Annotated in this window: 26 protein-coding genes; 12 read left to right on the top strand and 14 right to left on the bottom strand. The window is 63.8% G+C overall.

Annotated features, from left to right (window positions below; genetic code table 11):
- The first annotated feature begins 49 nt into the window (after nt 1-49).
- Nucleotides 50-328, top strand: a complete 279-nt coding sequence (locus tag QYC26_RS16320; RefSeq protein ID WP_317513277.1) for a hypothetical protein — start codon at nt 50-52, stop codon at nt 326-328.
- A gap of 6 nt (nt 329-334) precedes the next feature.
- Here QYC26_RS16320 and QYC26_RS16315 read toward each other — a convergent pair whose 3' ends face one another.
- The 4 genes from QYC26_RS16315 to QYC26_RS16300 form a co-directional block, all read right to left on the bottom strand.
- The gene (locus QYC26_RS16315) at nt 335-1135 is read right to left on the bottom strand and encodes a crotonase/enoyl-CoA hydratase family protein (RefSeq protein ID WP_317513276.1); all 801 of its coding nucleotides are present in this window, start codon (nt 1133-1135) and stop codon (nt 335-337) included.
- A 119-nt stretch (nt 1136-1254) separates the two neighbouring features.
- A complete protein-coding gene (locus QYC26_RS16310; protein ID WP_317513275.1) occupies nt 1255-1881 on the bottom strand; it encodes a murein L,D-transpeptidase catalytic domain family protein in 627 nt (208 codons plus the stop codon).
- A 43-nt stretch (nt 1882-1924) separates the two neighbouring features.
- Nucleotides 1925-2242 carry a hypothetical protein gene (locus tag QYC26_RS16305; RefSeq protein WP_317513274.1) on the bottom strand — a complete coding sequence of 106 codons (318 nt, stop codon included), beginning with the start codon at nt 2240-2242 and terminating at the stop codon, nt 1925-1927.
- 5 nt (nt 2243-2247) lie between these two features.
- Nucleotides 2248-3654 carry a L,D-transpeptidase family protein gene (locus QYC26_RS16300; RefSeq protein ID WP_317513273.1) on the bottom strand — a complete coding sequence of 469 codons (1407 nt, stop codon included), beginning with the start codon at nt 3652-3654 and terminating at the stop codon, nt 2248-2250.
- A 266-nt stretch (nt 3655-3920) separates the two neighbouring features.
- On the opposite strand from QYC26_RS16300, the gene QYC26_RS16295 reads away from it, so the two are divergent.
- Genes QYC26_RS16295 through QYC26_RS16275 form a run of 5 tightly spaced genes read left to right on the top strand, consistent with a single transcriptional unit; the run spans nt 3921 to nt 8965 of the window.
- Nucleotides 3921-4382, top strand: a complete 462-nt coding sequence (locus tag QYC26_RS16295; RefSeq protein ID WP_317513272.1) for a MarR family winged helix-turn-helix transcriptional regulator — start codon at nt 3921-3923, stop codon at nt 4380-4382.
- Nucleotides 4379-6394, top strand: coding sequence for an FUSC family protein (locus QYC26_RS16290; RefSeq protein ID WP_317513271.1), 2016 nt, complete (start codon nt 4379-4381; stop codon nt 6392-6394). The genes QYC26_RS16295 and QYC26_RS16290 overlap by 4 nt, the downstream gene beginning before the upstream one ends.
- On the top strand, nt 6391-6612 hold the full coding sequence (locus tag QYC26_RS16285) for a DUF1656 domain-containing protein (protein WP_317513270.1): 222 nt from the start codon (nt 6391-6393) through the stop codon (nt 6610-6612). The genes QYC26_RS16290 and QYC26_RS16285 overlap by 4 nt, the downstream gene beginning before the upstream one ends.
- A complete protein-coding gene (locus QYC26_RS16280; RefSeq protein ID WP_317513269.1) occupies nt 6609-7520 on the top strand; it encodes an efflux RND transporter periplasmic adaptor subunit in 912 nt (303 codons plus the stop codon). The genes QYC26_RS16285 and QYC26_RS16280 overlap by 4 nt, the downstream gene beginning before the upstream one ends.
- Entirely contained in the window at nt 7520-8965 is a 1446-nt protein-coding gene (locus QYC26_RS16275; protein ID WP_317515092.1) for an efflux transporter outer membrane subunit, read from the top strand. Before QYC26_RS16280 ends, QYC26_RS16275 begins: the two co-directional genes overlap by 1 nt.
- On the opposite strand, the gene QYC26_RS16270 is transcribed toward QYC26_RS16275, so the two are convergent.
- The 4 genes from QYC26_RS16270 to dinB all read right to left on the bottom strand — a co-directional run bounded on the left by QYC26_RS16270 (nt 8944) and on the right by dinB (nt 12574).
- Nucleotides 8944-9582, bottom strand: coding sequence for a glutathione S-transferase (locus QYC26_RS16270; RefSeq protein WP_317513268.1), 639 nt, complete (start codon nt 9580-9582; stop codon nt 8944-8946). The genes QYC26_RS16275 and QYC26_RS16270 overlap by 22 nt on opposite strands.
- A gap of 14 nt (nt 9583-9596) precedes the next feature.
- Nucleotides 9597-10073, bottom strand: a complete 477-nt coding sequence (locus QYC26_RS16265) for a DUF411 domain-containing protein (protein ID WP_317513267.1) — start codon at nt 10071-10073, stop codon at nt 9597-9599.
- 104 nt (nt 10074-10177) lie between these two features.
- Nucleotides 10178-11404, bottom strand: coding sequence for an MgtC/SapB family protein (locus tag QYC26_RS16260; RefSeq protein WP_317513266.1), 1227 nt, complete (start codon nt 11402-11404; stop codon nt 10178-10180).
- A gap of 96 nt (nt 11405-11500) precedes the next feature.
- Nucleotides 11501-12574: a DNA polymerase IV gene (gene dinB, locus QYC26_RS16255; protein ID WP_317515091.1), complete on the bottom strand. Its 1074-nt coding sequence runs from the start codon at nt 12572-12574 to the stop codon at nt 11501-11503.
- 211 nt (nt 12575-12785) lie between these two features.
- Here dinB and QYC26_RS16250 point away from each other — a divergent pair, with 211 nt between their 5' ends.
- Together QYC26_RS16250 and QYC26_RS16245 are read left to right on the top strand one after the other, a co-directional pair.
- Nucleotides 12786-14159: an alginate O-acetyltransferase AlgX-related protein gene (locus QYC26_RS16250; RefSeq protein WP_317513265.1), complete on the top strand. Its 1374-nt coding sequence runs from the start codon at nt 12786-12788 to the stop codon at nt 14157-14159.
- 71 nt (nt 14160-14230) lie between these two features.
- On the top strand, nt 14231-14698 hold the full coding sequence (locus tag QYC26_RS16245; RefSeq protein ID WP_317513264.1) for a nuclear transport factor 2 family protein: 468 nt from the start codon (nt 14231-14233) through the stop codon (nt 14696-14698).
- Nucleotides 14699-14745: 47 nt separating this feature from the next.
- Here the strand turns inward: QYC26_RS16245 and QYC26_RS16240 are convergent, their stop codons facing one another.
- Both QYC26_RS16240 and QYC26_RS16235 read right to left on the bottom strand, forming a co-directional pair.
- Nucleotides 14746-15297 (bottom strand): glutathione peroxidase, encoded by a 552-nt coding sequence (locus QYC26_RS16240; protein ID WP_317513263.1) that lies wholly within the window; start codon nt 15295-15297, stop codon nt 14746-14748.
- 48 nt (nt 15298-15345) lie between these two features.
- Nucleotides 15346-16905 carry an FAD-dependent monooxygenase gene (locus tag QYC26_RS16235; RefSeq protein WP_317513262.1) on the bottom strand — a complete coding sequence of 520 codons (1560 nt, stop codon included), beginning with the start codon at nt 16903-16905 and terminating at the stop codon, nt 15346-15348.
- Between the two features lie 177 nt (nt 16906-17082).
- Between QYC26_RS16235 and QYC26_RS16230 the strand changes: the two genes are divergently transcribed.
- Both QYC26_RS16230 and QYC26_RS16225 read left to right on the top strand, forming a co-directional pair.
- On the top strand, nt 17083-17448 hold the full coding sequence (locus tag QYC26_RS16230) for a hypothetical protein (RefSeq protein ID WP_317513261.1): 366 nt from the start codon (nt 17083-17085) through the stop codon (nt 17446-17448).
- A 128-nt stretch (nt 17449-17576) separates the two neighbouring features.
- Nucleotides 17577-18044, top strand: a complete 468-nt coding sequence (locus QYC26_RS16225) for a hypothetical protein (protein ID WP_317515090.1) — start codon at nt 17577-17579, stop codon at nt 18042-18044.
- A 34-nt stretch (nt 18045-18078) separates the two neighbouring features.
- On the opposite strand, the gene QYC26_RS16220 is transcribed toward QYC26_RS16225, so the two are convergent.
- Both QYC26_RS16220 and QYC26_RS16215 read right to left on the bottom strand, forming a co-directional pair.
- On the bottom strand, nt 18079-19368 hold the full coding sequence (locus tag QYC26_RS16220; protein WP_317513260.1) for an MFS transporter: 1290 nt from the start codon (nt 19366-19368) through the stop codon (nt 18079-18081).
- Between the two features lie 37 nt (nt 19369-19405).
- Nucleotides 19406-20239, bottom strand: a complete 834-nt coding sequence (locus tag QYC26_RS16215; RefSeq protein ID WP_317513259.1) for a hypothetical protein — start codon at nt 20237-20239, stop codon at nt 19406-19408.
- A gap of 129 nt (nt 20240-20368) precedes the next feature.
- Here QYC26_RS16215 and QYC26_RS16210 point away from each other — a divergent pair, with 129 nt between their 5' ends.
- Nucleotides 20369-20986 (top strand): helix-turn-helix domain-containing protein, encoded by a 618-nt coding sequence (locus tag QYC26_RS16210; RefSeq protein WP_317513258.1) that lies wholly within the window; start codon nt 20369-20371, stop codon nt 20984-20986.
- An 87-nt stretch (nt 20987-21073) separates the two neighbouring features.
- Entirely contained in the window at nt 21074-21829 is a 756-nt protein-coding gene (locus tag QYC26_RS16205; RefSeq protein WP_317513257.1) for an SDR family oxidoreductase, read from the top strand.
- A gap of 51 nt (nt 21830-21880) precedes the next feature.
- Here the strand turns inward: QYC26_RS16205 and QYC26_RS16200 are convergent, their stop codons facing one another.
- Complete coding sequence (locus tag QYC26_RS16200) at nt 21881-23089, bottom strand: glycosyltransferase family 4 protein (protein ID WP_317513256.1); 1209 nt, start codon at nt 23087-23089, stop codon at nt 21881-21883.
- Nucleotides 23082-23969, bottom strand: coding sequence for a hypothetical protein (locus QYC26_RS16195; protein ID WP_317513255.1), 888 nt, complete (start codon nt 23967-23969; stop codon nt 23082-23084). Before QYC26_RS16195 ends, QYC26_RS16200 begins: the two co-directional genes overlap by 8 nt.
- Nucleotides 23970-24130 lie beyond the last annotated feature (161 nt).

The raw sequence follows: 24130 nt of genomic DNA, 5'->3' as shown, positions 1-24130 counted from the left end.
ACCCTATGCTCTGATCTTTAGGTATCTCGCCGCCACAATGGAGGGCGGCATGCAAGAGCATAAGGGGTTTACGAGGCAGGATCTCTGGCTGAGGCTGGCTGGCCTGATGCTGCTATTGGCGGGCGCACTGGCGATGAAGCTGCTCTATAACGCCGTTCATGTTCCGCCGGAGCATGACGCGAATATCGCCGAAATCTTGCTCGCCGCGCTGGGATTTATCGGCCTTTGCCTTGGGGCAGCACTCCATAGCCATGGCGCGCGGATCTTCGAACGGGTCGAAATCTCCGCGCGCTGGGCCAGGTTCATTGCCGTGCAAAGGCGCGAATAGCGCCGATCAGCGATCCTGAAGTGCCGCCGGACGTTTTTCCAGCATCGCCGAGACAGCTTCGTGATGATCTTCGGTATGGTGGGCAAGCGCCTGATAGGCGGCGGAAAGTTCGAGCAGCGGTGCAAGCTTCATATCCTGCCCTTCGCGGAGCAAGCGTTTGGCAAGCCGCGTTCCATGACCGGGATTGGCCGCGATGCGCTGCGCGATGGCCTGAGCGGATGAGAGCAGATCGTCTGACGACACGACTTCGCTGAGCAGACCATATTCAAGCGCCTTGGCGGCATCGATCATGTCGCCGGTAAGCGTCATCAGGCTGGCGCGTGCCATGCCGATCACGCGCGGGAGAAGCCATGCTCCGCCATCGCCCGGGACGATGCCGAGCTTGACGAAGCTTTCAGCAAACTTCGCCTTGTCGCTGGCGATGCGGATATCGCACATGCAGGCCAGATCGAGCCCGGCACCGATGGCCGGGCCGTTGACGGCTGCCACGACGGGCACCTCGAGTTCGTAAAGCGCCATCGGGATCCGCTGGATGCCGGCGCGATAGGCATTGCGCAGCGCATAGGGCGAGCCGGCGAACATGCCCGTGCGGCCATGCATGTCCTTGACGTTGCCGCCCGCGCAGAACGCCGAACCGGCCCCGGTGAGCACGACCGCGCGAACCGACATGTCGGCCGCAACATGGGCGCAGAAACGCTCGACCGCGAGAACATCGTCCTGCGTGGAAATCGCGTTGCGCTGGTCCGGACGGTTGAGCGTTGCCGTTACGACCGGTCCGTCACGCTCGACAATCAGAAAGGGTTCCAACGCTGCTCTCCCGTTTCAAAAGACTTGTAAGAGCCCTTTGCTAGGTCGACAGCACTAACCACGCAAATATTGATTTCGGCGCCATCGATACAGAAGAGGTATCAGAAGGCCGACGCCGATCAGACCTTGTCGGCGTAGATCAAGCGCCCGGGCCCGAGCATGCCGAGCACTTCCGGAAGAATGTGCCGCGCAACCGCGAAACAGCCTTCGCTGCGCCCGAGCTTGCCCCAGGTCGCGATATGGTTTTCGCTGACATAATCGGCACCATGTACGACGATGGCACGGCTTTCCGCATTGTAATTTTGCGGATCCAGACCATTGAGGCGCATCGCGGCCCCGTGCATGCCATGGTAAATCTCAGCGGTCCGATACGCGCCGCTGGAGGTGGCCAGCGAGCCCGGCTCGTTCGAGAAACGGTGCAGCCAACCCGAATGGCCGGGATCGGACCCGCGGCCATGCGCCACGAGGCAGGACATTGCTCGCCCGCTTACCAGATCGACGATATGGAAGCGATGTTCGTTGGAGGCGGCATTGAAATCGGCAAGCGCGACCCGATCGTGAAGCGGGATCGAGCGAGCATGCTGCGCGAGCGCGGCCTTTGCGCGTTCCAGCAACCTTTCATAAGGTTTGCCCTGCCCCGAAAAGGACATGCCGGCACCACCGATGCTGGCGCGGGCAACCGGACCGGGCAGGCAGGCAAGGCCCATCCCGGTCAGTGCGAATTTCGAAAAAGTCCTGCGATCCATGATATTTTTATATCATTGCCTAGCCGTGCCTCCAACGGGGCACTTATTCGGCCGGGCGCGTTTCGTTTTCAGTCGACCCTGCCCCCGCATCATCCGACCGCGGAAGACGTGAGGTGAGACCGGTGGCATCGGCATCGTCAAGCATCTGCTCTTCCTCCGAAACCTCTGGCGGCGGAGCGGCCGGCGGCGTTTCGTTCACGACGGGCTTTTCCGGCTCGACGATGTTGACGACTTCATTGACCACAGGTTCGTCGACGGTGATGTTCAGCGTTTCGTTTTCAACCGGCGCTTCTTCGGGCTTGCTGTTGCAGGCGCTGAGGACAAGCGTGCCGGCAATGGCCGCAAAGGCGATCTTACGCATATTCGTCATTCCTTGGATGCAATGGCGGTGGTGGCCGCACGACGGCTTGAATCCTCAATCTTCGAGGCGAGAAGCTTGTCCCAATTATAGGGATCGGCGCGGAAATTCATCGTTCCGTTGGAGCTGGCGAACGCCGTCCAGTAGAGCAGATAGACGGCGACTTCCTTGGGAAGCTGCACGCGCCGCGTCTTGCCGGCATCGATCACTTCCTGGATGCGTCCTGCAAATGCGGGATCGTCGCGCATCATCAGTTCCGCGAGCGGAATGGGCTTTTCAAGCCGGACGCAGCCATGGCTGGCAAGCCGATCATAGCTCGAGAATTTCGCGCGCGCCGGGGTATCATGAAGATAGACCGCGAAGGGATTGTTAAAATCGAACTTCAGGCGCCCAAGTGCGCTGTTCGGCCCGGCGGGCTGAACGATGCGCTGACCGGTCTCGGGCGTGCCGACGATCTTGTACCCTTCGCGCAGCAGCGTTGCGCGCCCCTTCGGCCACAATTCCTTCTTCGCGATCGACTGCGGCACGTTCCACGGCGGGTTGACCACGATCGAGTGGATGTTCGAGACGAGCATCGGTGTTTCGTTGCCGGGGCTGCCCGTGACGGCGCGCATCGACGACACCGGATTATCCCCCTCGAACACCGTAAGCACCGCAGCGGCGATATTCACCTGGACGCGGTTGACCGGCAATTCGCGCGGCAGCCAGCGCCACCGTTCCATGTTCGCCATGATCGCCTTGATGCGATCTTCGACCGGCACGTTGAGCGCCGCCAGCGTCCGGGCATCGAGTTGGCCGGTGGGGTTGAGCCCATAGCGCCTCTGCGCACGCTGGAGCGCATTGACCAGCTTTTCGTTCGAGGTTACCGCCGGATCCTCGATCGCGAGGCGCGCCCGTACGGTTGCGGCGTCGGACGCGGCGACAAGCTTGGGCCACCCCCCCTGATCGCGGATCGATTCATAGGTGAAGAGCCCCTTTTTGAGCCCCTCATACCCCGCATAGGGCGGCGTCAGATCATTGGCCCACTGGCTCAGCCGATCCGCCGAAACCGCATCGGCAAAGGCGGGCAAGGGATCATAGGCCGCCGGGCGCAGCGCCCAAACCTCGAGAAAGTCGGACGGATCCACGCGGCCGACATGAAGTGCGCGCGCACGATCAAGCGCGGTGCGGACGAGCGCATCGCCCGTCAGCGACACGGGTGAGGTGCGCGCAATCGAAAGCCCCTGCGTTGCGCCCTGGGCAAGCCAGTCGCGCAGGAACTGTTCCTGCGGCTGGCTGAGTTGCGGCAACGGAACCGGCTGCGGCGCGACCTGTGGCGGTGCAACGGGAAGGATATTTTCGGGCGGCTTCACACCCGTGGCGGGCGATGCGGGAGGCAGTGCCTGCGCGAATAGCGGCGCGGAAACGGCCAGCATCGGAGCGATTGCCAATTGAACGGGTCGGAACGACATCGGATTACGCATGCATTGCGGATAGCGCATCTCGATCCGGGTTAAAATGGCGATTTGCATCGGGATATGGCCGAAGCGGCAAATTTTTCCGGCGATGATGCGGGAACCATTTCGCAGGAACACACTGAATATCCAACCATCCTCCCGATGCGTATTCGCCATGATAATGGGATTGCGCACATAATAGCTCGGATGATATTAGTTTGCATACGAACGATAAGCGAGTCTCGATGCATCCCTCCGTCCGCTTTACATCTGCCCTGCCCTATCTCGGCCGCTTCTGGCGCCGGGTGGTGGATGCAGAGCTGGCGCGGTTCGATATCTCCGAGGCGATTGCGGCCCCCCTTGTCCAGATCGCCCGCGCCGGCGGCGGGATCACGCAGGTTGAACTGGCCGAACGCCTCGGCATTCGCGGGCCTGCATTGGTGCGCGTGCTCGACCGGCTGGCCGAGCAGTACCTGATCGATCGTCGTACCGACCCCAATGACCGGCGGGCGAACAGGCTGCACCTGACCGCAAAAGGCGAGGATCTTTCGAAACGCATCGAAGAGACCATCTCCGGATTGCGCGACGAAATTCTTTCCTCGATCTCCCCCGATGAAATCGAAGCCTGTATCGACGTCCTCGACCGCTTTGCCGCCATTCTGGAACAGCATGAGCGCGCCCGCGCCGAGGAGGCACGTCGGCCATGAGCGTCGTCACCCACCGGCTGATTTTTTCGCTGAACTGTTTCGCGGCCTCGATGCTGGCGCTCTATATCGCGCTCAGCCTCGATCTGATGAACCCGTTCTGGTCGATGATGACGGTCTATATCGTCAGCAGCCCGCAAGCCGGATCGGTGCGATCGAAGGCGCTGTACCGGCTGCTCGGCACGATCGCGGGCGGCGCGGCATCGGTGATCATGGTGCCCGCGCTTGGCAATGCGCCCGAAATGCTGAGCCTTGCACTGGCGCTCTGGGTGGGGCTGTGCCTTGGCGTCGCGCTGCTCGACCGGACGCCGCGTTCCTATGTCTTCATGCTTGGCGGCTATACCGCGGCGCTCATTGGCTTCACCACGGTCAACAACCCGCTCGTGATCTTTGACGTGGCGCTGGCCCGCGTCGAAGAAATCGGATTGGGCATCGTGTGCGCGACGGCGTTTCACAGCATCATCTATCCGCAAGGTGCGCGCGTCTCGCTGACCACGCGGATCACCGCCTTCATGCGCGACGCGCAGACCTGGACGCTCGACGCGCTGGCCGGACAGCATGTCGCCAATCCGCCCCATGCCCATAAGCTCTCTGCCGATGTAACCGAGCTTTACATCATGGCTACCCATCTGCCCTTTGACACGTCGGACCTGCAGACCAAAAGCCGCGAGGTGAGCAAGCTGTCCGAACGCATGGCGATGCTCCTCCCCCTCGCCGCCACCGTCGGCGACCGGCTGAACATGCTGCGCCAGGACCCGCGACCGCTGCCCCCTGAGACCGAGGCCCTGCTGGCCGATGTGACCGTGTGGGTGGGCCTGGGGCTCGATGCGCGGGTGGAGGATGCAGCCGACTTGCTGGCCCGCGCAAAGGCGCTTGAGCCCACCATCCCGGCCGACCCCGACATGCACGAGATGATGGCGGCAAGCTTTCATGCCCGGCTGGTCGAGCTCATCATCATCTACCGCGATTGCCGGATGCTCAGCCGCCACCTGACCTTTGGCACCGCCTTGCCGCCCGAAGGCCGGACGCTGGCGGCGGAAACCCAGCGCCAGTCGCTCCACCTCGATTACGGCATGGCGATATGGTCCGGCCTCGCGGCGACGGCGGCCATTCTCCTCATCTGTGCGTTCTGGATCCTGACGGGATGGGCCGATGGGGGCACGGCGGCGATGATGACGGCGATCTTCATGTGCTTCTTCGCCAGCATGGACGATCCGGCCAAGGCGATCAGCGGCTTTACCCTGTACACCGCCCTCGGCATCCCCATTGCCGCGATCTACCTGTTCGCGATCATGCAACCGCTCGACAGCTTTCCCATGCTGGCGCTGGCGCTTTCCCCCTTCCTGATCGGGTGCGGTTATCTGGCGGCCATACCCGCCTATGCACCGCGCGTTATCCCGGTGATCCTGGGCGTCACGGGGGCGCTGGCCATTCAGGAAACCTTTGCGCCCGATTTTGCGCGCTTTGCCAATTCGTCGATCGCGATGGTGGCGGGGTGTTTCGCGGCGGGCGTCATCACCCGGCTTATCCGCTCGGTGGGCGCCGATTTCGGTGCGCGGCGGATCATCCACGCCGCCTGGCGCGATCTGGCGCGGGCGAGCACCACGCGCAAGCCGCCGGATCGTTCGGAATGGATCACGCGCATGGTCGACCGGCTGGGGTTGCTCGGCCCGCGCCTCGGCGCCCTGCCCGACCGCGATGCCGTGTTGAGCGGAGCGGTGGTCGACCTGCGCACGGGCCTCAACATCCTGTCGCTGCGCGCGCTGCGCAGCAGCGGCATGGGTGGGCCCGCGCTCGACGCCGTGCTCGAACAGCTCAACCGCCATTTCAGGCGAAAGGCCAGCGGGCGCGAAGATGTTCCGTCGCCCGAGGTTATGTCGCGCATAGACGCCGCCATCGATGACGCCAGCCGACAGCCTGCCAGCCCGCTGCGCCATGAGGCGTTGCTTGCGCTCGCCGGGCTCCGCCGCCTCCTCTTCCCGCAATCCATAACCATCGAAAGGGCCGGCGCATGAGCGGCGAAATCGCGATCGGCGGCGTTTACCTGCCGGCCCTGCTGGTGCTTGCGGTGATGGCAACGGTGCCCACGCTGCTCATCCGCAAGCTGATCCAGCATTGGCAACTCTACCGCTTCGTCTGGCACCGCGCGCTGTTCGACGTCGCGCTCTACCTCGTTGTGCTCGGGGGCCTCGCTGCCCTTTCCTCCACCTTCTTTTCACAGGTTTCTGCATGACCCCCGCCCTGCGTAATCTTGTCCGCATCTGCGTGACGCTTACCCTTGTTGCCCTGGCCGCTTGGGCAGCGCTGTGGATGTGGCACCATTATCAGGAGGAACCCTGGACGCGTGACGGCCGCGTGCGCGCCGATGTCGTGCGCGTCGCCCCCGATGTCGCCGGGCTGGTGACCGAGGTGCTCGTCCATGACAACCAGCGCGTGACCAAGGGGCAGACACTCTTTGTGGTCGATGCGCCGCGCTATCGGCTGGCGGTGGCGCAGGCTGAAGCCGCGATCGCGAGTGCGCGCGCCACACTGTTACAGGCGCAGCGCGAGGCGCGGCGCAACGACGCGCTGGGAGACCTTGTGGCGGGCGAGGAACGCGAACAGGGCCGTGCAAGGGTGGAAAGCGCGGTCGCTGCGCTCGAACAAGCGCGGGCATCCGCCGACGTCGCGCGGCTGAACCTGAAGCGCACCACGGTGACGGCATCGGTGAACGGGACCGTCACCAACCTCCAGCTCCGCCCGGGCGATTATGCTCAGGCCGGCGCGCAGGCGATGGCGCTGGTGGACGAGGATTCGCTCCACGTCGACGGCTATTTCGAGGAAACCAAGCTGCCCAATATCCGCATCGGCGACCGGGTGCAGGTGACGCTGATGGGCGAGAAGGACGTGATCGAGGGCCGGGTGGAGAGCATCGCCGCGGGGATTGACGACCGCGACCGCAGCTCATCGAGCAACCTGCTGCCGAGCGTCAACCCTACCTTCAACTGGGTGCGCCTTGCCCAGCGCGTGCCGGTGCGCGTTAAGCTGCTCCATGTGCCCAAGGACATCCGGCTGATCGCCGGGCGGACCGCGACCGTGACGATCATCGAACCCGAGGACCGCGAGGAAAAGCAAGCACAGCAGGCAGGAAAGACCCGGTGATGCGCCTCCCCCGCCTTCGCGCCGCCGCATTGGCCCTCGGGCTTTCCACCGCGCTCGCCGCGTGCACCACGGTCGGCCCCGATTATGCCGGGCCGCAATCGCCAACCGCCGCCGCCCCCAGCGCGACCGGGGCCTTTGCGAGCAGCCGCAGCGGGCCGTTCGTCGACAATCCGGTGCCGGGCGAATGGTGGCGCCTCTATGCCGATCCCCGGCTCGATGCACTGGTGGCCGATGCGCTGAAGGCCAACACCGATCTGCGCGTTGCGACCGCCAATATCGAGCAAGCACAAGCGCGACTGCGCGAAGCCGGGCTTTCCCGTCAGGTGCAGACCGAGGTCGGTGGCGGCGTGACGCTGGCACGGCCATCCGGCACCGGCGGATCGCTGCCCGGAGAGCTGGGGTATAATGCGGGGCTTTCGGCATCCTATGAAGTCGATGTCGTCGGCCGGCTGAAGCGGTTGATCGAGGTGGCGCAGGCTGACAGCGAGGCGGCGCAGGCGGCCTATGATCTGGCCCGGATGACGGTGGTTGCCAATGTCGTCGGCGCCTATGCCGATGCCTGTGCGGCGGGTTTCCAGAAAAACGCCGCGCTGCGGACGCTTGGCGTGCAGGAACGCAGCCTCGAGACGACACGGCGGCTGATGCGCGGCGGGCGCGGTACCGCGCTCGACACGACACGCGCCGAGGCGCTTGTCGAGCAGCTGCGCGCCGTTCTTCCCGATTTCGATTCCGCCCGCCAGAACGCGCTGTTCCGGCTCGCGGTACTCGCTGGACGGCCGCCGGCGGAGTTTCCGGCCGAGATTTCGCAGTGCGACACGCCACCGCGTATCGCGACGCCCCTGCCCGTTGGCGACGGCGCGGCGCTGATCCGCCGCCGCCCCGACATTCGCGCAGCCGAGCGCGAGATCGCCGCCCGTTCAGCACTGATCGGCGTGGCGGTGGCCGAGCTGTATCCGCAGGTTCGCCTCGGGGGATCGCTGGGCGTGGCCAGCCCCTTTTCGAGCCTTGGCTCGGCCAGTTCGTTCAGCCTGAGCCTGGGCCCGCTGATTTCCTGGAGTTTTCCCAATCGCCGGATCGCGCATGCGCATATCGATCAGGCGGAGGCGGCCGAGCGCGCCGCGCTGGCGCAGTTCGACGGCGTCGTTCTTGAGGCGCTGCGCGAAACCGAGAGCGCGCTGACCAATTATGGCAATGAGTTGCGGCGCCACGCTGCGCTGTCTGCCGCGCGCGACGATGCGGCCAAGGCGGTGGGGCAAGCGCAGAAGCTCTATCGCTTCGGGCGCGAGGGCTATCTCACCGTACTCGACGCCGAGCGCACGCTGGCGCAGGCCGAAACCGCGCTGGCCGCTTCAGGCGCGCTGATCTCTCGCCAGCAGGTGGCGGTGTTCAAGACGCTGGGCGGCGGCTGGGAACGGGAAAGTGCTCAGCCATCCGCGCCGAAATAAACCGGCGCATCCCCCGGCTGCCATGGCGCCAGCCGGACCATCGCCGCGGCAAACAGGTCAGATGCGACATGCAATGCGAGCCAGTGTTGCAGCTGTGGCCACGGCTGCGCGTCGAACCATGCCGCGTCGGTCGCGGCGAATTGCCGCACGAAGGGCATGATCGCAGCGTCTGTCAAACCGCGCACAACGTCTGACAAATTATCATTTATTGTCAGTTTTTTATTCAATAAACTTAAGATTTCATATCCGGATTGTCGATGCTCGACCGGGTCCGATCCGTGGCGTTCGGGATATTTGTAGCGATCGAGATGATGTTTGAACGGGCCATCGTTGAGCGCGATCAGATCGGTGTCGCGTTTGTCCGCCCAGCCTTCCGGATCGTTCCGCGCCAAAGCCCAGTCCATGATCTCGAGGCTCTGCTCGATCACGCGGCCATCCGGCAGCACGAGCACCGGCACCGTGCCCTTGGGCGATGCCTGGAGCATCGCGGCCGGCTTGTTCCTGAGCACGATCTCGCGGATCTCGACCTGCGTTCCGCTGGCCAGCAGCGCCAGACGCGCCCGCATCGCATAGGGGCAGCGCCTGAAGCTGTAGAGGATCGGAAGATCGCTGGTCATCGCCTAAAAGGCCCTCAGGCGCGGTAGACGCGGGCGTTGCCGGCGCGGTCGAAGGCGATCACCTGATAGTCATCGACGGTGCCATCGGGCACCTCCATCCCCGGCGAGCCGAGCGGCATTCCGGGCACCGCGATGCCGGCGATATCGCCGGGCTTTTCCCGAAGAAGACGTTCGACCTGATCCATCGGGACATGGCCTTCGAGCACATAGCCGCCCACCTCAACGGTGTGGCACGAGGCGAGATCGGCGGGAACGCCGAGCCGCTGCTTGACCGCGGTCATATCGTCATGCTGGACGACGGTGACCTTGTAGCCCGCCTTGGACGCGATTTCGGCCCAAGCCTCGCAGCAACCGCAACTGGGATCGCGGTGGACGGTCATGGCTGCTTGCGCGAAGGGCACGCGTTCACCGGTGCCCGATCCGCTATCCGCCCCGTCTGCGGGCGCGCAGCCCACCAGCGCGAGAAACGCGATCGCCATTCCGCCGCGCATCAGGGATCGCCTGCTCTGCATTGCCTCCACCTACCAAACCTTTCGTGCCATTCGTTGTGTTCGGGCACCGTCCTGTCATGTGACACCGTGTCAGGGTCAAGCGCCTAAAAGAGAAAAAGAAGCGCGATCCCCGACGCCGCGACGCTTGCCAGAAGCGGCATCGCTGCCCGCACGCCGCGCCGGTTGCGCGCGATGAGCATCGCCAGAAACGCCTTGAGCGTGGTGTTGGCAAGCACCGGGATCGACAGGATCAGACCGGCCTGACGCGGATCGAGCATATCGCGCGGAAGCCCCGCCATGGTGATCACCGCAGCATCGACATCGGCCATGCCGGTGATACCGAGCAGAACCGCGATGCCGGCCCCGCCGAACTTTGCCTCCGCCCAGCGCGAAACCACCGCCAGCACCGCGACGAAGCCCGCCAGATAGAGCGCCGGGCCAAAATCGAGCGGATTGCCGAGCGGCATCGGCTCGGCCGGGCCCGACCGATTGGCATGGCGCAGCGCCAGCCCGGCCATGACGACCGAGACGATGGTGGCCGGGATCATCGCCAGCGCGAGATAGGGCAAGGCCCAGGGCAGCAGCCCCGCCGAGAGGATCAGCACGCGCACGAACATCGTGGTCGAGGCCAGCGCGATGCCGGCGATCAGCGCGCCTTCGCTGTCCGACGGCTGCACCAGCTTGCGCGAGAAGGCCGCCGTCACCGCCGTTGACGAGACAATGGCGCCGGTGAGCGCGGTCATCAGCAGCCCGCGCGTGGGCCCGGTGCGCCGCGCCGCGACATAGCCGATAAACGACAGGCCGCAGACGAGCACGACGACCAGCCAGATCTGGCGCGGGTTCCATGCATTATAGGGCCCCATCGTCTGATCGGGCATGAGCGGCAGGATGACGAGCGCGAGCAGCGCAAAGCGGCCGACGGCGCCCACCTCTTCGGCGCTCATCCCCTTGAGCAGGCCATGCATCTGGCCGCGCATGGCGAGGATGAGCGTGGTGATCGCGGCGGCGGCGAATGCCTCTATCTGAAAGCCGGTGACCGCCATCATGCCGAGCGCAAAGGTGAGCATGGCGGCAAAGCCGTTGGTGGCGCTAAGACGATCATCGCTGACGCTCGCACGGTAATAGCCGATGAGCAGTAGGCCGGTGACGCCAAGCGCGATCACCGCGCCGATGATCGGCGGCAAGAGCCCGGCAACGCCGCCTGCGAGCCCCAGCAAGGCAAAGGTACGAAAGCCCGCGACGCGGCTTCCCGCCGGCTGTTCCCGCGCGGTCCAGCCGCGTTCGAGCCCGATCAACAGGCCGATGAACAAGGCGCCTGCGAGCAGATTCAATTGCCCTGAAGCCAACACGTTACACCAAACTCCTCACGACTTTCTGAAACCACCGAATGCCCCGTTGCCGATCACGCGTCGAGCCCCTTTCGCGGGTCAGCCAAAGGGAAGCTGAGGCTGCACCGCCACCTCGCCCGCCTGCTGGTGCAGATTGGATATCCCAAGCCCCAGCAGCCGCACGCCCTGCCCGATACCCGGCACCGATCGCAGAAGTTCCCCGCCTGCCTCGAGCAGCGCCTCCCGCGCGTGGACAGGCGAAAGCAGGGTACGGCTGCGGGTGACGATGCGGAAATCGGCGTAGCGCAGTTTGAGCGTCACCGTGCGCCCGGCAGCGTCCGCGCGGGCGACCCGCTGGGCAAGGGACTCGGCAATCGGTTCGAGCGCCTCGGCCAGTGCGGCAGAGGTTTTCAGATCGACGTCGAAGGTGGTTTCGACGCTGATCGACTTGTGCGGGCGATCTGGCTGGACGGCGCGTTCATCATGCCCCCGCGCCGCGCCGTAGAGATAGCCGGCAAAACTGCCGAAATGCCGTTCCATGAACGCCATGTCCTTGTCGCGCAGATCGGCACCGGTGCGGATGCCGAGCCGTTCCATCTGCGCCGCGCGGACCGGACCGACCCCGTGAAAGCGCCGAACGGGCAAGGCGGCGACAAAGGCCGCGCCATCGCGCGGGCGGATCACGCACATGCCGTTGGGCTTGTTCTGATCGGAGGCGAGCTTGGCGATGAACTTGTTGTACGAAACGCCCGCCGAGGCGGTGAGCCCGGTTTCGGCATGGATGCGCGTGCGGATTTCGGACGCGATCTGCGTGGCGGACCCGATGCCCTTGAGATCACTGGTAACGTCCAGATAGGCCTCGTCGAGCGAAAGCGGTTCGATCAGCGGCGCATATTCGGCGAAGATCGCGCGGATCTGGCGGGAAACGTTGCGGTAGACATCGAAGCGCGGGGGCACGAAGATCAATTCCGGGCATTTCCGGAGCGCGACGACCGACGCCATGGCCGAACGCACGCCGAAGACGCGTGCTTCATAGCTGGCCGCGGCAACCACACCGCGTTCGCGCGATCCGCCCACCGCCACCGGGCGGCCGCGCAGTTCGGGATGATCGCGCTGCTCCACCGAGGCGAAAAACGCGTCCATGTCGATATGGATGATCTTGCGCGCGCCCATCGTCTTTTCCAACACCTTGCGCCTCGGAGAACATAAGACGAACGAAGATGCAAGCGCTTTGCGATGCTTTCCAAAAGACGAAGGCACGGCGCCATCGGGGTTAGAGCTTACCCAAAGTTGCGTCTGTTTAGCTGGCTATCGGTCCTTTAGGGTCCCCCCTCCATCCGCCGCAAAGCGGCACGGGTCGTCCCAGTCAGTAGGTAGCGCAGCAATGAGCGAAGCGGGTACGCCTCAAAAACGCTGGCGAATTTCAACGATCATCTGCCTTTTTCTGGCAGCCTATTTCGCGGGTACGGCGCTCTTTGCGCTGATCCACGCTAACCAGTTCGCATCGGCGCGGCCACAATTGCTACGCTATGTGATCGCCCCTGGCACCATCGCGATCCTGTTGGCCCTTTGCGCGTGGAAAATGCGGCCGGACGCGCGCGCGATCACCGCTTCGTGCGGGCTCGCGATCTTTGTCGGCATGTTCGCGTTCGAATTTTTCATGACGGCGCGGACCTATTCGGCGACGATGGGGCTGGTTGCGCTGCCCGAAAAATCCTGGTTGCGTGCACAGCGGGTGGATGACACGCTGCCCCCGAGCAGAACCGTAAAGGCGCTGAACACCGCGATTGGGGTGACGGCGCTGTCGGACGCGGTGCTTGGCAATATTCCGGGCAAGCGCGTCTATCTCTGTTCGAGCGGCGCCAAGCCGATATTCTATCAGGCGGACCAGATGGGGTTCAACAATCCCCCCGCCGCCTATGCGCGCGCGCCGGACATCATGGTGGTGGGGGATTCGTTCGTCGAGGGCATATGCCTTGAGCCCGCACAGACACTGGTCGGCCAGTTACGCCGGACGACGACGGCGACGCTGGGGATCGGCAATCGCGGCGCCGGCCCGCTTTATGGGCTGGCGGCAACGGGCCGCTATGGTGGCAAATTCCACCCCAGAACGGTCGTCATGGCCTTTTTCGAGGGGAATGACTGGGAAAATCTGGAAGCCGAACTGCGGACCCCATATCTGCGGCAGGCGCTGTCCCCCAATGCCGATTTTGGCGGGGTTACCCCTGCCCCGGCCACACTGGAACGCGCGCATTCGGTGATCGACGACTGGCAGAACATGCGCATGCCCGGCGCGGTTGAAATGTTGAGCCGGACGCACAGCCTGCGCAATCTGGCGGCGCTTCAGAAAACCTCGCTCAGCCTTGGCATAGCCTATCCCAAGGCACCGCCGGCCATTCCCGAATATTCGCGGATACTGGCGCGGACCAAGCAGATCGTCGAGGGCTGGGGCGGCCATCTGATCATCCTCTACATCCCGCTTCAGGACCGGTTTCTGGGCCTGATCAACCGCGACTTCGTTTACGACCAGGTGCGATCAAAGGTGCTCGCCAGCGCGGCCAAGAACGGCATTCCCGTGGTCGATCTCGCGCCGATTTTCCGCAGCCATCCTCAACCGGAAACGCTCTACGCCGCCGACGCCCATTTCAGCGCGCAAGGCGCGCATATCGCCGCCGGTGCCGTCACCGATTTCCTGAAGCGGCGCGATCTGCGGCTGGCCGATCACGGCCCGGACAGGGACAACGGGCCCGCGCTCTGACGAAAAATCCTCATTTTCCGTTTGTCATGAGCCGGATGGCGGGGCAGCTATGGCGCACAGACAAGGAGAGAATGATGGATCTGAAGGGGTTGTTGGACCTGCGCGCGATCGAGCAGGTCTATGTGCGCTATTGCGAGATCGTCGACAGCAAGCAGTTCGAGGCGATGGACGAGGTTTTTGTCGAGGATGCCGTGGGCGACTATACCCAGTCGCTGGGCCCCGGCGTGATCAGCCCCAATCGCGCAAGCCTGATCGCCTCGCTCCACCAAAATCTCGGTGCCAATTCCAATTGCGGCCCCACGCATCATAATGTCGGCAATTTCCGGATCAGCGTGGATGGCGACACCGCGCGCGCCAAGGTCCATTATTATGCCGAACATAAGGGCCAGCGCGATTTCGCGGGCGAGCAATATTCGATGTGGGGCCAATATGACGACGAACTGGTTCGCACCCCGGCCGGCTGGCGCGTGAAGCACCGCGTCTATACCTGCACCATGTCTCGCGGGCCGGTGGTGACGACGGCCTCGGCCGCGGCCTGAAGACACCGCGACATTCGGGGGCGGCCCCGCCGCCCCCATAGTGCCGATCAGCCCTTGGCCAGTTCGGTTTCGATCGCCTCGACGATGCGTGCATCGTCAGGCGCAGTATCGGGCGAGAAGCGGGCGACGACCTCACCACCGCGTGACACCACGAACTTTTCGAAGTTCCAGAGGATGCCGGGTTCGGGATTGGGCGTCATGCCATAGCCCGTCAGCTTCTCGCGGAATTCATCGCCCTTCACATGGGTCGCGGGTGTGGCGGCCGTGAGTTCGCGGTAGAGCGGATGGGTTTCGTCGCCCGTGACGGCGATCTTGGCGAACATCGGGAAATCGACGCTGAAATTGGTGCGGCAGAATTCCTGGATTTCGGCGTTGCTGCCCGGTTCCTGCCCGGCAAAGTCGTTTGCGGGGAAGCCAAGCACTTCAAGCCCCTGATCGCGGTAGCCCTGATAGAGCTTTTCAAGGCCTTCATATTGCGGGGTCAGCCCGCATTTCGAGGCGACATTGACGATCAGCAGAACCTTGCCGGCATATGTGTCGAGCGAGGTATCGGCCCCGTCGATGGCATTCAGCGGAATAGTGTAAAGTGGCGTCGCCATGGCATTCCCCAATGTGTTGTTTTGACGGGGAGAACATAGGTTCACCCTTCAAACCGGGGCAAGGGGGTGATTTTCGGATGGGTCGGCGGATGCGATTATGAACCCCCGGCTTTCCAGAAACGCCGCGATCCGATCCGGCGCGCCGTCGGGATCGGCGACCGCGACATAACCGTCGGGACGGATCAGATAGCCAGCGTCGCGGGCCAGCCCTTTGCGTTCCCAAATATCCTGCCATGCGAAGGCATGAAGCGGCACCTCGGCCTCAGCGCACCACGCCTCAAGGTCCGGCGTCGGTTCGCCATAGACATGGACCTGCCAGTGCATGCCGGTGAGCGGCGCGAAATTGTCACCGCCATCGACACGCACCCAGGGCAGACGGTCCCCGCCGTGAACCGCCCCCGCGCGCCCTTCGGCCAGCGGGCCACCGCGATAGCTGATCATGATCTGGGAGACGGTGCGGAACATGAAATCGCGCACCGCCGCCAGACGGATGAGGCGCGGGAAAAGGCGCGGGACGAGCTGCATGCGGATCCGATCAGCCAGCCGCCCTTCGGCGGTGACGAAGCTGAACACCCGATCCGTCGTCTCCACCAGCCGCCGGGCAAAGCCGATCCGTTCGGCCTGATAGCTGTCCAATATCGCCATCGATGCTTTGCCGTTCAGGACGGCGGCGAGCTTCCAGGCGAGGTTGATCGCATCGCCAATGCCCGTGTTCATCCCCTGCCCGCCCGCCGGCGAATGGATATGCGCGGCATCGCCGGCGATGAACATCCTGTCCGCGCGAAAGGCGTCCGCAACGCGGTGGTGGACATGATAGGTGGAGAACCAGTTGACCCGGTTGACGACGAGCCCCAGCCCCGTCATCGCCCGCTGGCTGACATCGTCGAAACCCAGAGCCCCGGCATCGTCGGCGCGTTCGTCGCGCACCGTGCCGATCAGCCGCACACGGCCTGTGCCTGACAGCGGGAAGATCGCGAGAAAATCGGCCTCATCCAGATCGATATGCAGTTGCCCGTCGAGCGCCAGCCCCGCGCCTTCGATATCGGCGACGTAGAAGAGCTGGCGATAGGTGCCGCCCGAAAAGCTGACGCCCATTGCGCCGCGAACCGCCGAATGCGCCCCGTCGCATCCGACGACGAAGGCAGACTGCCCCTGTTCCTGACGCCCGCCTGCATGCCGCAGAGCGAATTCGACCCGGTCCCCGGCATTGCGGGCGGAGATGAGCTCGACCGAGCGCTCGACGGTGATGCCCGCGGCTGCGAGGCGCGCGATCAGCAGCCGCTCATGCTCGTCCTGCGGGAAGATGTGGAGGAAGGGATAAGCGGTCAGCCCCTCGCCAACTGCGCCGAAGGGCAGTTGGGCAGCGCGCTGCCCGCGCACCCAGAGATTGACCGCCTTGACGCTGTGCCCGGCGCGCATGACATCGTCGGCCAGGCCGATTTGCCGGTACAATTCCAGCGTTCGTGCCTGCACGGCAAGCGCACGCGAGGTTGTTCCGGGCTCCGCCACGCGGTCGATGATCCGTGGCCGGATGCCGAACTGGCTTAGCCACAAGGCAAGGACGAGGCCGGTTGGCCCGGCGCCGACGATCAGCACTTGTTCCGACACGGCACAATCCTCCATGCGTCCCCGTGCGGATCATAGCAGAAGAGGCGCGCTCCCAGAATAATGCGGAAGAACGGGGTGAAACGTGCCGTTTCGACGTTTCCGCACGGATAGCAGCGGCGTTCCCGGGCGTTCGGTCGTCATGGACGGCCGACGCCGTCATATGGAGGAGGATTGTCTATGAAGGGCGCGATTATTGCCGCAGGCCTGTGCCTCGGACTGGCCGCTACCGCGCAGGCCCATGACCATTGGAAGGACATGGACCAGAACAAGGACGGGCAGATTTCCCGTTCGGAATATGATGCCGGAACCGCTGCCGCCTGGACCCGCATGGATGCCGACAAGAACGGCCAACTCACCATGGCCGAGGCCGGGAAAAAGGCCGGCGAAAAATGGGGCGAGGCCGACAGCAACGGCGATGGGCAAATGTCTCAATCGGAATTCATGTCGAAGAAATCGGCCTGGTTCGCCAAGACCGACAGCAATAGCGACGGGATGATTTCGAAGGCGGAAAACGACGCCGCGATGGCCGCAAAGGGCCACTGAAGCGCGCGACGTATGAGCCGTTGAGCGCGAGGCGGAATTTACCCTATCCCTTCGCGCTCCCCTTTTGCGCCCACCATCTGAGAAAGGCCGCATGCTATGAGCGCCGCCTTTCAGATGTGGGTGTGACGATGCTGTATCACCTGTCTATCGCGGCGGAACAACCGCGCCATGTGGCCGAGGTTCTGGCCGAATTCTGGGGCGGAAAGGCGGCCCCTTTCCCACCGGTTTCGGATGATGGCTGGATCGCCATGGCCGGGGATGACCGCGGCACCGCGATCGAGGTCTATCCACTGGGCACCGTGCTGCGCGAAGCGGAGGGCGATGCCGATGCGAGTGGAGACAAGCAAACCGCCGAGCGCTTTACGGCAACCCATGCGGCGATCGGGACGGCACTGGATAGCGAGCGGGTTTTCGAGATTGCCGCGCGCGAAAACTGGCCGGCCAAATATCGCAAGCGTGGCGGCCAGTTCGGCGTGATCGAACTATGGATCGAGGGCCGCCAGATGATCGAGTTGCTGACGCCCGAAATGCAGGCCGAATATCTGCAGGCGATGACCGTGGAAAATTGGGAGCGCCTGATCGGCCGGGTACAGTGAAAAGGCGGGGAGTTTCCTCCCCGCCTTTTGCATATCAGGCTTCGGTCACGTCCTGTTTCAGCGTGCGCGACGCACTCCAGAACAGCCATGCGCCGATGACGCCGGGCGAGATCGCGAGCAGCACCGCATTTTGCAGCCCATCGGCCCCGCCACCCAGCGCGTCGCTGAGCACGCCCACAGCAAACGGACCAAAGACAAGTCCGGCGAACGTCGTCACGAAGTTGAAGATCGCGACGCCGGTAGAGCGGATGCTGTCATCGAGAATGCGCTGCAGCGACGATAGCGCGCCGATGACCCAGCCGCCACCAAGCAGCCCGCTGGGAATGGCGATCATCAGAACCACATCCATGCTGGGCGCGACCGTGGCGCAGGATACGGCGATCGTGGCCGAGAGCAGCGCAATCGCCGAGAGCCGGAGCGGCCAGTTGATGTCCCGCGCGGTCAGGCGATCGGACAGCGCCCCGAACAGGAACATGCCGATCAGCCCGGCAACCCCGAAGGCCGACCCGAACTTGCTCGACGCCTCGGCCAGCGACACATCGAAATTACGGACGAACAGCGTTGGCGCCCACATCCCGAAGGCAAGACCCGAGAAACTGCCAAGCGCCACGCCGATGTTCATGCGCCAATAGGTTGGCCGGCGCCACAACGCCGCAACGGTTGCCAGCACGGGCGGTGCGGCGGGCTTTGCGGTACCCGTGCTGGTATCACGGCTGGGCTCACGCACGGTGAAATAGCCGATCACGGCGAACAGCGCGCCAAGCGCACCGACCCAGACGAACGCGGCGCGCCAGCCCTCGGTTGCCGCGATGGCGGGGCCAGCGATATAGCCGCCCATCTGGCCGAAATAGATGCCCAGCCCGAACAGCGCGAAGGCCATCCCCCGGCGATTGGGCGCGAAATAATCCGCCAACAGGGCATAGGCGGGCGCGACAAAGGCGGCCTCGCCAATCCCCACACCGATGCGCATCAGAGCGAGCGTCCAGCCATCGGTCGCCATGCCCGACAGGATGGTGAAGGCGCTCCAGATGACGCAGCCGCCGCAAATGACCGCGAGGCGCGAGGTGCGATCCGCCAGACGCGCGAGCGGGATCGAGAAGATGGTATAGAGCACGGCAAAGGCCGGCCCCATCAGCACACCGACAAAGCTGTCGCTGAGCCCCAGTTCGAGCTTCAGCGGCTCGGCCAGGCTGGCGATCAGATAGCGATCGGCATAGTTGAACGTGTAGATGATCAGCAGGATCGCAAGGGCATACCATGCCTTGCTGACCTGATTTCGGCTGGCATCCAGAGATACGGAATTCGGTATCGGACGGCTTGTCATCTGCGTCTCCGTGGCGGCCTTACGCGCCGCCTTTTACTCAATCTTGTACGGCGGCGGTCGTCCAGCTCCATGCCCCGTCCTCGGGGCTGCCGGAGATCGCATATTCTTCGCGAATCTGCGGGATCGTCCAATCGAGATGATCGCGCCAGGCGACGAGCATCAGCGGCTTTTTCCAGCCCTGACCCATCATGATGCCGCGCTGTTGCGCCTCGAGGAAGGTGCTCATGATGCGGGGATAGAAAAGCGTCGTGCGCATCATCGACTTGGCCGAGAGATAACCGTTCACGCGGCAGAATTCGCTGGCGAGTTCGGGCGTGAAATATTTGTAGAACGCCGAAAGATTCGCGAAGATCAGCCCGACCTCGCTGGCGAAATCGGTTTCGAACCCCGTCACCATATGTTCGATGTCGTGGGTGAAGACGCGTTCTTTCTTGTAATAATCGTAATCGGTTTCGACCGGCATGCCCTGAAAGAAATAGTCGATCTGGTAGCCGCTGTTGGCGAGGAAATCGTGGATCACGCTGCCGAGCGTACCGGGGGCGCAGTCCTTGACGTCATCGACCACGAAGTTCGACAGGTGCCGACGATCGAGCCAGGCGGCGAATTCGGGGTTCTTTACGCGCTCGGCCGCGATCAGCCCCTCGACATAGGCGAGATCCTCGACTTCGAAGAGGCAGGTGGCGACTTCGGGGATATAGGCCGTCGTCGCAAGGTCTGCCCCGTTGCGGCGCAGCATTTCTTGTGCAATCAGCCCCGGCAAACGAGGATGATTGAGATAGGGTGACGAGCTGATCAGCACCGAGCTTTCGGTGGTGAGGGCGCGATTGGCGCCATTGAAGTAATCCAAATCCTTTTGGGAAATCTGGTTCACAATCCTTCTCCGTGCGCCGTTTTGTTTTCCGTCGGCCCTGGCGCCGGCCCGTCCGGTGATTATTGACTGGACTACAAATATGGATGAAAGTCTACAGTTGTGAGTGTCGCAAAAAGACAAAGCGAGAGGATGGCTACGCTGAAAGACCAGGGCTCCACCGGGGAGAAACTGTCACGGCGCGAGCGTAACAAGGCTCGGACGCGTGCTGCAATCCTTAATGCGGCCCGAAAGGGTTTCGGGCGCGCCGGGATCTATGCCACAACGATGGACGAGATCGCCGAGGGCGCAGAAATCTCGCGTGCGACGCTGTTCAATTATTTCGCCAGTAAAACAGAAATCGTCGATGAAATCGTGAGCCTGATGGACGATGCGTTCATGGACGCGATCGCCGAACTGTGCCGCACCATCCCGTCCATCCGGGAACGCACCATCGCCGTTTTCGACCATGGCGCGAACGGGCTGGACAAGCTTGGGCGCGGCGCCAAGCATCTGGTGGGCTATTCCGAACTTGCGATCCATGAGGATACGGGCGCCGGGCGCATGGCGCGGCTGCGCGCGGCATTTTCCAACATGCTGGGTTACGGCATCACCGATCCGCATGAGACGCTTGAACATCCCGTGATCGAATCGGCGGTCGCCATCTATGTCGGCATCATCCACAATTGGCGGATCACCGAGGATTACGACCTGCACCATCATCTGCGCCGGGCCTGCGACCTGATTTTCTGCCTGATGGATAACGAGTAAACCCACGTTTTTCCTTGGCCTCTCGAAATAATTAGACCACAGTCCAGTGATTGGCGATTCAATAAAAACGCGCCATGAGGAGGATGGATGAGAGGCCTAAAGGATAAGGTTGGTATTGTTGCAGGCGGCGGCCGCGGCATTGGTGCGGCAACCGCGACACGACTTGCCGAAGAAGGCGCGCGCGTCGTCATCGGTGACATTCGCGGCGACTGGGCCGAGGAAACCGCCGAAAAGATCCGCCAGAACGGTGGCATCGCGATCGGCACCGCGCTTGATATCTGCAATGAGGATTCGGTGCAGGCACTGGTCGACACGGCGGTGGAGAATTACGGGCGCCTCGACTTCTTCCATGCCAATGCGGCCGGCGGCACGCAGGGGGACATCGAAGCGATCAACGTACCGCTCGAAGTGTTCGACCGGTCAATCGAGCTTAATCTCAAAAGCTATCTGATCTGCACGCAAAAGGCGTTGCCCGAGTTGCTGAAACAAGGCGGCGCGATGATCTATACCAGTTCGGGTGCGGCCTATGGTGGGGCGGCCTTTCAGGTGGCCTATCCGATCGCGAAGAACGGCGTGCATGCGCTGATGCGCCATGTTGCCGCGCGCTATGGCAAACAGGGCGTGCGCGCGAATGTCGTGGCGCCCGGCCTGGTGCTGACCGAAGCGGTGAAAGAACATCTGACGCAGGAATATGTCGATGCCGGGCTGGAGCGCGCCGTATGCCCGCGCCTTGGCAAACCCGACGATATTGCCGCGATGGTGGCATTCCTTGCCTCTGACGATTCCGAATGGATCAGCGGGCAGGTGTTCAGCGTGAACGGCGGCATGGCGATGCGCGACTGAGGATGGGGGGAACGGGGCAGCGCCCCCTTCCCCGACCATCGTGTCTGCGAGTCAGGAAATCCCGCGTGCGGGCCGGCGGGCGTGGCGATTGCCACGGACCGAGCGCGTCGGCCCGTGCGAAAGCATTTGATCATAGATCGCCATGATCGCGTCGGCATGCCGCGCCATGCCGAAATGGCTGCGCGCGCCGAGCGCGGCTTGTTCGGCGATGGTGGCCATCAACGCCGGATCGTCGGCAAGGCGGGCCATGGCATCGGCAAGCCCCTCGGCATCGTCGGGCGGCGCCAAAAGCCCGGTTTCGCCGTGGCGGATCGCCTCGATATTCCCCCCCGATGCGGTGGCGACGACCGGGGTGCCGACGAGCATCGCCTCGATCAAGGTGCGCCCGAAAGGCTCGTTGATCGCGGGAACAAGCAGCATATCGCACGCCGCGAGCCAGCGTGTGCCGGGGGCGCGAAACCCCATCATGCGGATTTGATCGGCAACGCCGAGTGCCGACACCCGCGCGGGGATGGCGCGTTCGGCGCCATCGAATGCTTCGCCGAACAACAGGCCGTACACCGGGCGGCCGGGCAACCGCGCCCGAAGCGCAGCGATGGCATCGACGAACAACAGGGGGCGCTTGCGCTCGATCAGCGCGCCGAAAAAGCCGATGACGAGCGCATTGGCAGGAAGGCCGAGTTCGGCGATGAGCGCGGCGCGCGCGGCATCGCGATCCTCGTGCACGCTGGTATCGAATGGGCTGTGCACCACATCGGTGCGCCGTGCCGCGCTGTAAATTCCGGGCCTGGGCACCGCAAAATGGGACACGGCGACGACATGATCGGCGAGCAGCGGCGCTACGAAGCGCAGCCCGCGCGCATCGGGATCACCGCGATGGTGCCAGAGCAGCCTTGCCCCCGCGAGCCGGGTAGCAAGCGCCCAGGTGGCATGGGTGCGCCCATCATTGCTGTGTACCAGATCGACGCCGCGGCGGCGCAGGAAGTGCACAAGCGGCATCACGCCGCGCACCAGCCCGAGCGCCTGCCCCAGCCCGGCCCGCTGCCCATGGGCGAGCGCGGCAGAGGGCGGCGCCGCTTCAAAGCCAATGCCCTCCTTGCGGAAAAACGCCGCCATCGCCCCGTTCACATTTTGCAGCAGGACAAGGACCCGAAATCGGTTGGGATCGATCCGGCGGATCAATCCCGCCGCAGAGATATGGCTTCCCCCGATATCGTCGCCGACAAAGGGAAAGCAGATCAAAGGCCGTTGCTCAGCCATGGCTGGTTTCACCCGCCATGCCCGCCGCGCGCCGCGTCGCCAGAACCAGATGCTCAACCTCAGACCCGTTGCCATAGCGTTCGACGAGGATCAGCCTTGCGCCATCGGGCGAGACTTCGAACAGGCTGCCATGATTTCCCATGCCGGGAACGCTGCGTACGACGAGCAGCAGCGCACCGGGGCCGGCGAGATAGGCGGCGACATTGCGCAGCGCCGTGTTGAGCGCGGCCTCGGGGAAATAGCTGAGATTGAGGATATTGGCGGCACGCACCACCGGAAAACGCCCAAGGAAGCGCGGATTGAGGATCATCACATTATCTTCGAGCGCACCGATATCCGCGCGCCCCGACAGCCGCGGAGACACGAGCGCCACCTGGCGAATGCCCTGCCCGGCATTCATCGCGCGGCGCGCACGCGGGGCGAGCAGCCGATCCGCCAGCGCGCGCACCGCGACCATGCCGTTGAAATAATCGAGACGCCGCCCCCAGGGATTAAGCGCGCGGCCGGCGACTTCATATTGCAGCACATGGCCATTCGCATCGACCAGCGCCCGGCATCCCGGTGCGACGGGAACGATATAGGCCCGCAGCGTGAGATCGGTTCCGGTGACGATGGCATCATGCCCCGAACGCCGCAGGCAATCGGCGAGTTCGAGCGTGGTGACGCCCGAGGACATGCCGATATCAAGCACCTCGCCCGCGCGCAGGCCGCGCGCTTCGAGTTGGCGAACCAGCGCCTCATCAAGCCCCGTGAGCCGCGCCGTGCCGGTGAACTTGAACGTCCTGTTCCGGTTTCGGATAGCGCCGAAGAAACGATCCTCTGCCCGCGGGCTGATCGACCCGGGATCGGCGGAGAAGAAGCTTGTCGCGGTCAACGTCATCTGATCTAGCCTGCCCCCATTGTCGCTGCGGCCGAACCAATCGCGCCCATTCGCCTGTGTTGCGGAGCACATGACGGCGTCCTGGCGACACGCGGATTACACCATCCCGAGCGCCCCGGAGCGACAGGCAATTTCGGAGTAAAACCGGAGATCGGTGCGCA

The sequence above is a fragment of the Sphingomonas sp. C3-2 genome (genome assembly GCF_033025475.1).
GTDB lineage: Bacteria > Pseudomonadota > Alphaproteobacteria > Sphingomonadales > Sphingomonadaceae > Sphingobium_A.
Note: the sequence above shows the minus strand (reverse complement) of the source record. Positions and strands in the feature narration are given on the sequence as shown.